At 51.4% G+C, this 12,421-nt stretch carries 9 protein-coding genes; all 9 read left to right on the top strand.

The window, feature by feature from the left end; genetic code table 11:
* Nucleotides 1-257 precede the first annotated feature (257 nt).
* The gene (locus INF86_RS14600; RefSeq protein WP_063147258.1) at nt 258-1,220 is read left to right on the top strand and encodes a putative type VI secretion system effector; all 963 of its coding nucleotides are present in this window, start codon (nt 258-260) and stop codon (nt 1,218-1,220) included.
* Between the two features lie 211 nt (nt 1,221-1,431).
* Nucleotides 1,432-2,337, top strand: coding sequence for a DUF4123 domain-containing protein (locus tag INF86_RS14595; RefSeq protein ID WP_063147259.1), 906 nt, complete (start codon nt 1,432-1,434; stop codon nt 2,335-2,337).
* A gap of 51 nt (nt 2,338-2,388) precedes the next feature.
* Nucleotides 2,389-3,564, top strand: coding sequence for a hypothetical protein (locus INF86_RS14590; RefSeq protein ID WP_063147260.1), 1,176 nt, complete (start codon nt 2,389-2,391; stop codon nt 3,562-3,564).
* Complete coding sequence (locus INF86_RS14585) at nt 3,527-6,982, top strand: ImcF-related family protein (RefSeq protein WP_311017562.1); 3,456 nt, start codon at nt 3,527-3,529, stop codon at nt 6,980-6,982. The genes INF86_RS14590 and INF86_RS14585 overlap by 38 nt, the downstream gene beginning before the upstream one ends.
* Nucleotides 6,982-8,583, top strand: a complete 1,602-nt coding sequence (gene tssA, locus INF86_RS14580; protein ID WP_063147262.1) for a type VI secretion system protein TssA — start codon at nt 6,982-6,984, stop codon at nt 8,581-8,583. Before INF86_RS14585 ends, tssA begins: the two co-directional genes overlap by 1 nt.
* Before the next feature lie 41 nt (nt 8,584-8,624).
* The gene (gene tssF / locus INF86_RS14575; RefSeq protein ID WP_154051323.1) at nt 8,625-10,379 is read left to right on the top strand and encodes a type VI secretion system baseplate subunit TssF; all 1,755 of its coding nucleotides are present in this window, start codon (nt 8,625-8,627) and stop codon (nt 10,377-10,379) included.
* Nucleotides 10,343-11,428 carry a type VI secretion system baseplate subunit TssG gene (gene tssG, locus INF86_RS14570; RefSeq protein ID WP_193543654.1) on the top strand — a complete coding sequence of 362 codons (1,086 nt, stop codon included), beginning with the start codon at nt 10,343-10,345 and terminating at the stop codon, nt 11,426-11,428. The genes tssF and tssG overlap by 37 nt, the downstream gene beginning before the upstream one ends.
* On the top strand, nt 11,406-11,993 hold the full coding sequence (gene tssJ, locus INF86_RS14565) for a type VI secretion system lipoprotein TssJ (protein WP_193543653.1): 588 nt from the start codon (nt 11,406-11,408) through the stop codon (nt 11,991-11,993). Before tssG ends, tssJ begins: the two co-directional genes overlap by 23 nt.
* Nucleotides 11,951-12,406: a type VI secretion system baseplate subunit TssE gene (gene tssE / locus INF86_RS14560; RefSeq protein WP_022648267.1), complete on the top strand. Its 456-nt coding sequence runs from the start codon at nt 11,951-11,953 to the stop codon at nt 12,404-12,406. Before tssJ ends, tssE begins: the two co-directional genes overlap by 43 nt.
* Nucleotides 12,407-12,421: the final 15 nt, after the last annotated feature.

The raw sequence follows: 12,421 nt of genomic DNA, 5'->3' as shown, positions 1-12,421 counted from the left end.
TAGTCGTGGAATGCTTCTGGTGTGGAATTAATTGCTGAAAAATAAACGGTGGAAATATATTTTGGAGTCAGATCTCTGGCGATTTTGCTGGCCTGGGCAGTGATGGTGGCGATAACTTTGTTACAGGTGGTTGTGACCTGGATATCGGACGACGAGCTTCAGATATGGTGCAGGAAATGCGTATCTGGAACAGCACCGTTCAACCGCAGTGTGGCAGACCAGAATAAAGCCCTAGAAGGGGCGATAAAGGATATTTCATGAATTCAGAAGAGCAATATCAGATATGTTCCCGTTTTGTTAAGCCAGAAAAATTAGCAGACCTGCGTACAAAGCGAGAGATTGAGGTGATGAACGGCAGGCCGTGGACACGTGAGCTTCCGCCGCCGCCGGTATTGCCGCCTTATGGTCCTCTGGAGAAAATATCAGGGAAACTGCAGTCTTTCCGTAGCGATTATTTTCGGGAGTATTTTGATGCAGATGCCTACCGGACCAGCACGTTGCCGGAGATATCAGATGGCCAGCGCGGAGCTGCCGCCGCCGCCGCGATAGTCGCAGGGAGTCCTGGCGTCGGGGCTGCCATTATGGCTGAGAGCGAATCATCAAATGATTCGGCGGAATATGTGCAGGGAGATATTAATGGCAGACCATTTCGCGGCTGGGTGGGCATCACCCGACTTCAGACTGGCGATAATGTGGACATGATTGTTGAGTGGCAGCATGATCATTATGAAGTCTATGCCATTGCGTTACCGGAAGAGCGGATAGTGTCTGTATGTCCGAAATGTGATATGGGGCATATTGCGCATATGCTGTGGCGGATTAAAAACATGTTTATTCTCACGGGGATTTTTTTCTTCTCGGTGCTTTTTGCGGGAGTTCTGAGTGAAGTGATTGAAGATACCTGGAAGGGCCTTGAGTCATTTATCACCACATACTTTTGGTTGTATGTTATAGCATTGTTGGGGGGAGTGGGTCTTTCAGGATTAATTGCATTCTTTGCTTATAAAGCCTGTGCTCCAACACGCTGCAAACTGGCGGAGGAGATATTTCAGTTGCTGGGGATGAGAAGAGTTGCAACAATCAATCTCAATAAAATTACAAAAAAAAGTGAGCAACAACTAAAAGATAATGGGAAGTGGTATGAGCCGGGTGATAAAAGTAAACCTGCCTGTCCCAGTGGGAAATTCATTTATTCAGATGAAGGCTGGTTTTACTACTAGACAGAAAAAGACAGTGTTATTTTGGTTACCCCCGACAGGAAACAAGGTAAGCCAGCATGCCCAAGTTTGAAATTTACCTATTCAGGAGAAAATTGTTATCGCTACTGAGAGGGGGAGCGGCTAAATATGAATAAGATAATGATGTTTTATGAAAATCATAAATACAAATTAATTGAAATGTGTTTCTAATATTATTCTGGCAGGGTTGATTATGGATGATAAATTTTTTAACGATATACATGAAGAAATTACCAATGCTGCTTTTGGGAAAAATGGGAAATGTTTTCTGCTGATAGATGCATCTTTAGAACAGTATCATTCAGAACTTTTTTTGCCCGGTATTCTTAGAGAATATAAATCTTATCCTGTTACATTCCGCCAGGAAGAACTTCAGGGGGCTTTACCACTTTACCTTTTCCCTCTTAGTGCCTCCAGCGAGAGAGATGGTCAATTGTTTAAGAATAGTATTTACCATTCATTGAATGAGTTGAAAATAGAAAAACTTGAGTCCGGGGAAGGGCGCAGCGTCTGTGCGTGGATTTCGACGGATTTAACTGGGGAGCAGCTTGCTGAACAGGTCGCTTTGTCCGCCGTACAGTCGATTCAATCAGTTGGTAATATATTACTTCGCTATTACGACCCATCAGTATTTGGTTTGTTAATGTATGCGCTAGATAAATGGCAAAAACAACAGCTATTAAGCAATATTAATACATGGTCTTATATTGATGGAGGCGGAATAGCTCAGGTGGTGAATGGTGATGGTAAATGCAAAAAAAAATTAAACTACTCACTTGGATTAACAGAGCAAAATGCATTAGAAATGGGCCGAATTTTAGTTGTTAATTATATTTTGCGAGCATATCGGAAAATGAGAATGCCGCATAAATTTAGTGAGCGTGATGTTATGGGATTATTGCTTCCTGCGCTGGATTATTATTATTCAACTTTCTCAACATCCGATAAGGATGTTATTGATTTTGGGCTTGATGTGTTGAGCGCGCAGCGGCTATTTTATCAGGATGAGGTATTTAAGAAGGTCTTATTTAGTAATCGCAGTAAAGACCTTCAGTCATACTCAGATATTAAATCCATAATTGACAGTATGGCATGTTAAGAAGTTTTTTCTCTTAAAGAAAATGTGCTGTTAACAATGATGGAGAATGATATGAATTGGCCTGTGCAAATAATCCCTCCAGTCGATAAAATTCCTGGAATTAAATGGAGTAAATGGTTTTTTTCTTTCATAAGTATTTTGTTGATTGTGGTGGTTAGTTGGGTTGGGGCTAAAATTATTTTGCCTGCTGAAGATGAAGAGCTTTTGAAATTGCTTACCCTGTTGTTTTTTTCGGTGCCCCTAGCTTTTTCTGTCATAATTTCCGTTAGAATCTATTACCATGGTTTGTGTTTGTCGGCATTCGAAGCAAGAGAGCGCGAAGCAGCATTGGTCAGGAAAGACTGGACTGAATGGGCAAGTAAAAAGTTTTATGTTTCCGCTTATAAACTATTTCTCCCTTCTGCAATATCGCAAACCGATATAGCAATGTCTCATTCGGTTGAAATATATAATAACCAGCGATTGAAACTACGGGGCCATAACGATGATTTATATACTGAAGAACAATTGATTTACGAACTGTTGTCGTCTGTCAGAACAAGGCTGTTACGGTTGAGTGAATCATGTATATTTGATGTTATATTTACCTATGATAGTAATTATATTACTTTCTCAATATTTCAAGAGTGTTGGGCTGCGATCGGGTTTGATGAAAATTGCTTGCGTAATTATTACTGTTGGAGTAAAGCATTAGGACAGGGATTTGATACATTATCCAACATCTCAAAAAATCGGGTGTCAATAATAATATCTGCAAACATTGAAACTTTTGTAAAATACCCCCCTGACTCAACAGAGTTCGCTTCAATATTGCTGGTGACTCATCAAGGGCAACCACCTGAAAAAGACAATAATGGTGTGGCTTTGCGACCAATGGTATGCAACAAAAATCTCACCAAACAAGAGGTCATCCACATGATGACTTACCAGTCAGATATTCTTAAAACGACAAGAGTACTTTTTAGCAATATGAGTGCAGAGGAAGCTTCAGAAGTTTCGGGGATATTAAGACTCTCATCTTTATCTATGAATGTTGAATGGGAGTGTGAGATAATGCATTTAAATTTGATGCTGGGTAATTTAAATGAGCACCATTTTTGGTTGGTGTTTACTCTGGCACTTTTCATATCAGAAAAAAATAATGAGCCGGTTTTAATGGTCACTGGCGTTGGTGATGAATACCTTTTAAATGTCATTAAGCCATTTGATAATAGCAAGGAGCATTAAATTGAACACCTCGGCAAAATGGAGAGTGATTGGCCTTGTATCCTGTCTCATTATCTTTGGTGTGCTGACTTTTATAGGATGTTACTACTATGGGGATATCTTTGGATGGGTATCCTCAAAAGAAAAAGTGAGCCTTTGGTTCTTATGCATGTTTTTAATTTCTGTGTTCCTGATGTTGATGAACTTCGGTGTGTGGTTCCATCAAAAAGAGTATCGCTTTCAGCATATCGCGGGAGGGAAGTCCGTCACAGCTAATGTTCTTAATAACTATAAAAAGTCCAGTAAAAAGGATCCTGTAAAAGCTCATTTACGCCGACGCTATAGCTTCTTGTGGCAAAACAAGATCCGCCTGCTGTTGATCACCGGCGATGAAGCCGCGATTGAGCAACTGGTACCTGGCCTGCAACAGCAGCAGTGGCTTGAAGGCAACCGCACAGTGCTGATTTACGGTGGCAGCCTGGCATCGGAGCCTGACCGCGAAAAATACATCGCGCTGCGTAAACTGCGCCGCGGGCGTCCGCTGGACGGGATTGTCCGTGTACTGCCTGAGTCACTTAATCTGACCCCACAAATCAGTGACAACGATTTACGCGGCCTGGAAAAAATCAGCGAACTGCTGCGTTATTCCGCTCCGGTCTGGCTGTGGCAACTGTGCAGCAGTCACTGGTCGCAGGGTACGCGTCCTGAGCAGGCGGTAGGCGCAAGCTTTCCACCACGCGCAAAAGAAGATGATGTGATCCGCCAGCTGGAACTGATGCTGCTGGCCCTGCGGGCGCAGGGGATGAGTCAGGTCGCGGAAAACAGCAGCCACGACTTCCTGCTGCGCCTGAGCCAGCACCTGAACGACGGTGCTATTGCCCGCTGGGCTCAGCAGTTGCAGCCATGGTTCTTTGTTTCTCAGCAGCGCGTCCCGCTGCGTGGTCTGATGTTCAGCCTGTCGGAGAAGAAACCTGCCGGAATGTCAGCGGGAACAGCCGATGCTGAGAATTATGGATCACAGCGTCATGCCCTGACTCTGCCAGCAACCTGGCAGGGTATTGTTGACGACTGTACCCGCGTACGTGGCCGTCGTGTCGGTATGCCGTGGGAACGAGCGCTGGCCTGGGCACTGATGGCCATCATCAGTGTCTGGGGGGGAGGGATGCTGCTGTCGTTTGCGGTCAACCGGTCACAAATAGTTTCTGTTGCACAGCAGGCTCATGCTCTGGTTGAGCACCCTTCTGTATCGGATTACCAGCTGACGGCCCTGCATGCTTTGCGTAATGATGCCGGTCGCCTGCTGCACCATATTCAGGACGGCGCGCCATGGTATCAGCGCTTTGGTCTTAACCATGATCAGCAATTGCTTGACGCAATGCTGCCCTGGTACGGGGTGGCGAACAACCGTCTGATACGTGATCCGGCAAATGAAGCGCTTAAGCAGAAGCTCATTGCGCTGGTCAATTCGGCACCCAACAGCGACCAGCGGACACAGATGGCGAAACCGGGTTATGACCAGCTGAAAGCCTGGCTAATGATGTCCCGTCCGGATAAAGCTGATGGTGCATTCTACGCGCAAACCATGAAAACCGTGCAGCCGACGCGTTTAGGTATCTCAGCTGGCCTGTGGCAAAGCCTGTCACCGGATTTGTGGGCCTTCTACATCACCGAACTGCCAGCGCAGCCACAGTGGAAAATCACGCCGGATGCGCAACTGGTCAGCCAGAGCCGCCAGGTGTTGTTGCAGCAGATAGGACGGCGCAACGCGGAAAGTACGCTGTACGAGAACATGCTCAAATCCGTACGTCGTAACTTTGCCGATGTGTCTCTGGAGGACATGACTGGCGGTACCGATGCCCGTCGCCTGTTTACCACCGATGAGGTGGTGCCGGGCATGTTCACCCGTCAGGCCTGGGAGGGAGGGATTCAGCAGGCCATTGAGAAAGCGGCAAACTCCCGCCGCGATGAAATCGACTGGGTACTGAGCGACAGCCGGAAAACCGTTTCCTCAGACCTGTCGCCGGAAGCACTGAAAGCACGTCTGACGGAACGCTACTTCACCGACTTTGCCGGTAGCTGGCTGAGCTTCCTCAACAGCCTGCAACTTAATCCGGCAAACAATATTGCAGACGTCACTGACCAGCTGACGCTGATGAGTGATGTTCGCCAGTCACCGCTGATTGCCCTGATGAACACCCTCGCCTGGCAGGGGCAGGCCGGCCAGAAGAGTGAAGGCCTGTCGGACTCCATCATCAAATCGGCTAAAGACCTGGTAGGCGGGAAGGACAAACCGGTAATTGACCAGTCAGCCTCAGGCCCGCAGGGCCCACTGGATGAAACCTTTGGACCGTTGCTAACACTTATGGGTAAAAACAACGGCAGCAACGTTATGTCGGCTGACAATTCACTGAGCCTGCAAACGTATCTTACCCGTATCACCCGTGTGCGTCTGCGTCTGCAACAGGTCGCCAGCGCCTCTGACCCTCAGGAAATGATGCAGAGCCTGGCGCAGACCGTATTCCAGGGCAAAAGCGTGGACCTGACCGACACCCAGCAGTACGGCAGCCTGATTGCTGCAAGCCTGGGCGAAGAGTGGAGTGGTTTTGGCAGCACCATGTTTGTGCAGCCGCTGACCCAGGCCTGGGAAACTGTGCTTCAGCCATCGGCAGCGAGCCTGAATGATAAATGGAGTCGTTCCGTGGTGGCGAACTGGCATACGGCATTTGACGGACGTTTCCCATTTGCTGTCAGCATGAGTGATTCCTCTCTGCCAATGCTGGCTGAGTTTGTGCGTAAGGACAGCGGACGCATTGAGCGCTTCCTGACCACGGAACTCGGCGGTGTGCTGCACAAGGAGGGCAGCCAGTGGGTAACTGATAAAGTCAACAGCCAGGGACTGAACTTTAACCCAGCCTTCCTGCGGGCGATTAATCAGCTCAGCCAGCTGTCGGATATCTTATTTACCGACGGCAGTCAGGGCATCAGCTTTGAACTACAGGCGCGTCCGGTACCGCAGGTGGTAGAAACGCAACTGACTATTGATGGACAAAAGCTGCACTACTTCAACCAGATGGCAGACTGGCAGAGCTTCCGCTGGCCTGGTGACACCTACAAGCCCGGAACCATGCTGACATGGACCACCGTCAATGCGGGTGCACGTCTGTTTGGTGATTACAGCGGAACCTGGGGCTTTATTCGCTGGCTGGATGAGAGTAAACGAGAGCAGCTTGACCGCAGTCAGTGGATGATGAGTTTTACCGCGCCGGATGGTCGTACCCTACAGTGGGTACTGCGTTCACAACTGGGCAGTGGGCCGCTGGCGTTACTGGCACTGCGGGGCTTCACGCTGCCAGATCAAATATTTAGCGTAGATAGCGCGGCTATGGCGCAGGCGCTGATGACCAATACAGAAAACAGTGACATGGACGGAGTCGAATAATGGACGCTTTGCAGAATCTGGTTGTTGCCTGCCAGGCAGATGAAACCCTGCTGCGACAGCAGGCGCAGTCACATTCCGAAAGCTGGCAGCGCTGGCTTACCCCGATCAGTGAGAACAGTCCTACAGGAGAAGACCCGGGTTATGACGATGATTTCCAGCGTATCCGGGAGGAGGTCAATAAACTTTCCAGTATTGATACCGGGCTGATTTGCCAACTGGCTGAAAAGGTGTTGAACACTGTGGCCAAAGATGTCCGGGTTGCTACTTACTATTGTTGGGCGCGCTTGCACCAGGACGGTGAAACCGGGTTTGCTGAAGGGCTTGAGCTACTGGCGGGATTACTAACCCAATATGGAACACAGCTCCATCCTCAGCGTGAGCGAAGCCGTAAACCGGCGCTGGAGTGGCTCGCAGGCTCTCGTCTACTTGACAGCCTGTTACTCTGGCCAGAAGTGGTACGCGACGATGCCCAGCGTACGACCGGAGCGTTGCTTCTCATCCGAGACAGTCTTGAAACTGAGCCTGAAGCGTCACGTCCAGATCTGAATGCCCTGTACAGCGCGCTGGGTTCCCGCCTGATGAAAGCCGGTGGCGTGGATGCGGTAATACCCCAGAACGCCAGCAGTAAAACACGCGCGCAGTGGGCATCTCACGCGGCAGAGCAGGACGCGCCAGTGCTGAGCCACATCACGTCAGGTCAGGATTTGCTGGCTCAGGCCCGAACCCTGACGGGATATCTACGTGAGCAACCCGATGGCTGGCTTGCCGCACACCGACTGATGAAAAGTCTGCGTCACGACACGCTGAGAGCGATCCCGGCACCGGATGCCGAAGGGAAAACGCGCATCGAACCGCCGCGGGCTGACCAGCGGGCAATGCTCAAACGGCTGTATTTGCAACAGAGCTGGCTGGAGATATTGGAACAAGCGGACAGTACTTTCTCGCGTGGCGCCAATCATCTCTGGCTGGATTTGCAGTGGTACATCCATCAGGCCCTGATTAAATCAGGCCAGGATGTGCTGGCCGATATCATTATCGCTGACCTGAAAGGGCTGCTGCGGCGCCTTCCCGGACTTGAAACGCTGGCCTTCAATGACGGCACACCCTTTGCTGATGAGGTCACGCTGAACTGGATACACCAGAACGTGCTGGACGAGATGTCCGGCTGGCGGGATGAGCCGGTCACTGCTGTCAGTGAGACGGACAACGATATTCTGGCCCTCGAGCCGGAAGCGCTGGAGAAAGCGGACACGGATGGTCTGGATGCCACACTCCACTGGCTGCAAACGCGCCCGGGCACCGACACCACAAAAGACAAATGGTTGGTGCGTCTGCTGATGGCACGTGTGGCGGAGCAGAAGGGTAAGAATGAACTGGCGCTGCATCTGCTGGGTGAGCTTGACGGTGCAGCACAGGCCATCACCCTCACTCAGTGGACGCCAGCGCTGTTGTTTGAAGTGAAATCACGCCGCCTCCGACTGCTGCGCATGAAAGCCGCCCGCAGTGAAACCGATAAGTCACGGCTTCAGCCAGAGATGGACCAGCTTCTGGCGGGCCTGATTGCGCTTGACCCGGCAGGCTGTGCGGTGCTTTGCGGGTAAAGCGACTGACATACCTTTAAAACACATTTATTCAGGTTCTTATGGATGATTTAACCCTGCGTTATTACGACGCTGAAATGCGCTACCTGCTGGAAGCCGGCGAAGAATTTGCCCGCGCTCACCCTGAGCAGGCAGCAATGCTCAATCTCGATAAGGCGGGCGCGCGCGACCCGTACGTGGAGCGCCTGTTCGAGGGCTTTGCCTTCCTGATGGGCCGCCTGCGCGAGAAGCTTGACGACGACCTGCCGGAACTGACCGAAGGGCTGGTCAGCCTGTTGTGGCCGCATTACCTGCGCACCATTCCCTCGATGTCGGTGGTGGAGTTCACTCCTGTCTGGCGTGAGATGAAAGAACCGATGCGTATTGCCAGAGGTTTCGAGGTCAATTCGCGGCCGATCGGTGAAAAAGGCACGCGTTGTCGCTACACCACAACTAAAGAGATAACCCTTCAGCCACTGGCGTTGGAGCATGCCCGCCTGTCGACTGATCCTGACGGGCGCTCTGTCATCAGCCTGCGCTTCAGCTGTAGCCATCTTGCTGACTGGAGCCGTGTCGATCTCAGCCAGATCCCGTTCTATTTCAATGCTGACGCACCGCTGGCCTGCGCTATGCATGAAGCTTTTACCATGAATACGGCGCGTCTGTGGCTGCGCATGCCAGGTGACGTAGACAGAAGGCCGATGGACGGGTATTTCACCGCACTGGGGTTTGGTGATGATGACAGGCTGTGGCCGAAGGGGGACAGCAGTTTCAGCGGTTACCAGTTGCTGCTGGAGTACTTCACCTTCCGCGAGAAATTTATGTTCATGGGGCTGCGCGGGCTGGAGGCCGTGATCTTTCCTTCTGAGCTTCCTTGGTTTGAAATCGACGTGGTGCTGGCGGAACGCTGGGAGCATGACTTCAGCTTTACCGAAAAGCACCTGCGCCTGAATTGCGTGCCGGTCATTAACCTGTTTCCGCTGGAATCCGATCCGCTGACGCTCAATTCTCTGCAAACCGAATACATGCTGCGCCCGATGCGCGTGCAGGATGGCCATACCGAGATATATACCGTGGATTCGGTGATGTCGTCGAGTCAGCATACCTACGTGCCGTTTTCGAGCTTCCGTCATAAGGGAGGAATGATGCGTCATGAAGCACCGGAATATTACTACCACACCCGCGTGCGCCGCGGTCCGTCCGGCCTGCATAACACCTGGCTCATTCTTGGCGGCGAAGCATTTAATAATCATACCGTCCCGGAAGACGAAAGCCTGTCGCTGACGCTCACCGGCACAAACGGTCAACTGCCACGACGTGCGCTGCAAAGCACCGTGCTTGATACGGTGATGAAAACCACTTCGGTCAGCATTGCCGTGCGCAACCTGTGCGCGCCGACGCTACCTTGTTACCCACCGGCGCAGGACCGTTTCCACTGGCGCGTGCTGAGTCACCTTGGCAGCGGATTTCTGTCGATGATGGATAATGCCGACGTGCTGCGCGGTACCCTGGCGCTGTATGAATGGACCGACAGCGAGATGAACCGTCGCCGCCTGGAAGCCATCATTGACGTGAAGCACAGTGAAACCGAACGCTTTGAGCAGGGCTATCTGGTGCGCGGCGTGCAGATTGAGGTGACCCTGGACAGCCATGGCTTTGCCGGGCGCGGTGACATCTGCCTGTTTGGCGAGATGCTGAGTCGTTTCTTTGCGCTCTACACCGACATTTATCTGTTTAACCGACTGATTATCATCCTGCAACCTACCGGAGAGCGCCTGGAATGGGAAGAGAAGCACAATCGCCGTATTCCCGGCTGAGCCCACGGCTGGAAGCCGACCTGCATCGCATTAACTTTTACCGTTTATGCCAGTTACTGGAGAAGCGTAACCCGGGCAGGCCGCTGATGGGCTCGACCAGTCACCCGGGGGATGATCCGGTACGCTTTGCCCCACATCCGGGGATGGGATTTCCGGCCAGTGAGATGAAAGCCGTGGAATATGATGAGGAGGATGACAGCCGGCCACCACTCATCCGCACGACCTTTATGGGAATGTACGGTGTCGACTCACCCTTGCCGACGGCGTATCTCGATGACATCGCTCAGCGTCGGGAAGGGCATTATGCACTACAGGGTTTTCTGGATATCTTCAGCCATCGCATTCTGACGCAGTTTTACCGTATCTGGCGTAAATACTCTTATCCTGCCACCTTTGAACCCGGTGGTACAGACAGCATCTCGCAGTCACTGCTGGGTCTGGTGGGGCTGGGTATTCCCGGCACAGCAGACCACATTGCCACACCGGTATCCCGTTTTCTGGCTTTGCTGGGTGTCCTACAGCAACCGGGCAAAACTCAGGAGGGGATGCAGGCGCTGGTGACTTTGCTGGCCCCGGAAACCACCGTTAAGGTTAGCCCGTACTGCCTGCGGCCGGTGGAAATTGGTCAGCCACTGGGCTTTTACGGTGATGACGATTTTCTGTTGGACGGCAACACACCACTGGGTGACGAAGCGATGGATGCGGGTAGCCAACTGCTGGTTGCGCTTAGGACGGATAATGAACAGGAGGCACAGGGCTGGAAGCCGGACGGTCTGCTGTATCAGGACTTTATGGTGATGATTCGTGTCTGGCTCGGTTGGCGTTTTAAGGCAAAACTCACCCTGACCACCCGGACCCGACTTCTTGCCGTTCCGCCGCTTGGTGAAGGCCCTTTCTGGCTCGGGATGAACGGCGTGCTGGGGGCTGATGAGGGGGAGTTTACAGACGATATCCCACCGACCTTTACGACGGAACTGGGCTATTACACCGGCCTGAAGCCGGCAATATCACAACAAGGAAACCGACGTGTTACGTACAAGTTCAATTAAACACGCGAGCTTGCTGCCTGCTCTGCTGGCATTCAGCCTGACGGGGTGCGGGGTGACGCAGGGCATCACTGATGGCACCAAATCGGCATTTAACTCCGTGTTCTACAAAAAAATTAAGATGCTGCACCTGGATTTCACGGCGCGTGAAGCGTTAAACACCGATTCCCGCGAAAATAACTCACTCTCCGAGCCGGTGGTAGTCCGCGTCTATCAACTGAAAGACCGTAAAATCTTCGATAAAACGGTTTACCAGCAACTCCTGAAAGATGGCGAAACCATCCTGAAAGCCGACCTGCTGACGACCCGAGATGTGGTCGTAAAACCGGGTGGTGATACAAATCTTGATATGCCAATGGAAGAAGAAACGCAGTTTGTCGCGGTAGTCGGCCTGTTTCGTCACCCGGACCTGGACAACAATACCTGGAAGCAGGTTCTAAAACGTGAAGATCTCGATCCGGATAAGCCGCGCATTCTGGAGGCCGGGAATAACCACCTGACGTTACAGCCATTGAAGGATGACTTATGCCAAAGGGACATAATACGCCATCGCTGTATGAAATGCTGAGCGGCAATTTCTCAGGTGGCCTGAACCTCAACCAGGTCAGCGAACAGAATCAGGTGATTTTATCAGTACTCGATAATATGCAGCGCATCCTCAACTGCCGCGCTGGTACGCTGGCTCACCTGCCGGACTACGGCCTGCCGGATATGACAAAAATCCTCCAGGGGATGCCCGGAACCGCCCATCAGCTGATCACCACACTGTCGGCCGTGTTGCTGAAATATGAGCCGCGCCTGAATCGAATTAACGTGGTGATGCAGGAACAGATTCAGGCCGGTGAGCTTCGCTACGCCATTGACGCGGAGCTGAAGGGGGTCGGGTTAGTTCGATATGGTACGGAATTTATGCCGGAGGGCAGGGTATTAATCCGTCATCTGAAACAACAGCAATACCTCGATGCACGTGCCGCCATCTAGTTATTACTCAGGTTA

Origin of the sequence: Enterobacter cloacae complex sp. I1M (assembly GCF_014982425.1) — a bacterium.
Lineage (GTDB): Bacteria > Pseudomonadota > Gammaproteobacteria > Enterobacterales > Enterobacteriaceae > Enterobacter > Enterobacter intestinihominis.
This window is presented reverse-complemented; position numbering and strand designations above follow the sequence as displayed.

What these genes read in the sequence shown, in the direction of transcription:
- INF86_RS14600 (WP_063147258.1), top strand. Translation starts at nt 258, where the DNA reads ATGAATTCAGAAGAGCAATATCAGATATGTTCCCGTTTTGTTAAGCCA.
- INF86_RS14595 (WP_063147259.1), top strand. Translation starts at nt 1,432, where the DNA reads ATGGATGATAAATTTTTTAACGATATACATGAAGAAATTACCAATGCT.
- INF86_RS14590 (WP_063147260.1), top strand. Translation starts at nt 2,389, where the DNA reads ATGAATTGGCCTGTGCAAATAATCCCTCCAGTCGATAAAATTCCTGGA.
- INF86_RS14585 (WP_311017562.1), top strand. Translation starts at nt 3,527, where the DNA reads ATGTCATTAAGCCATTTGATAATAGCAAGGAGCATTAAATTGAACACC.
- tssA (WP_063147262.1), top strand. Translation starts at nt 6,982, where the DNA reads ATGGACGCTTTGCAGAATCTGGTTGTTGCCTGCCAGGCAGATGAAACC.
- tssF (WP_154051323.1), top strand. Translation starts at nt 8,625, where the DNA reads ATGGATGATTTAACCCTGCGTTATTACGACGCTGAAATGCGCTACCTG.
- tssG (WP_193543654.1), top strand. Translation starts at nt 10,343, where the DNA reads ATGGGAAGAGAAGCACAATCGCCGTATTCCCGGCTGAGCCCACGGCTG.
- tssE (WP_022648267.1), top strand. Translation starts at nt 11,951, where the DNA reads ATGCCAAAGGGACATAATACGCCATCGCTGTATGAAATGCTGAGCGGC.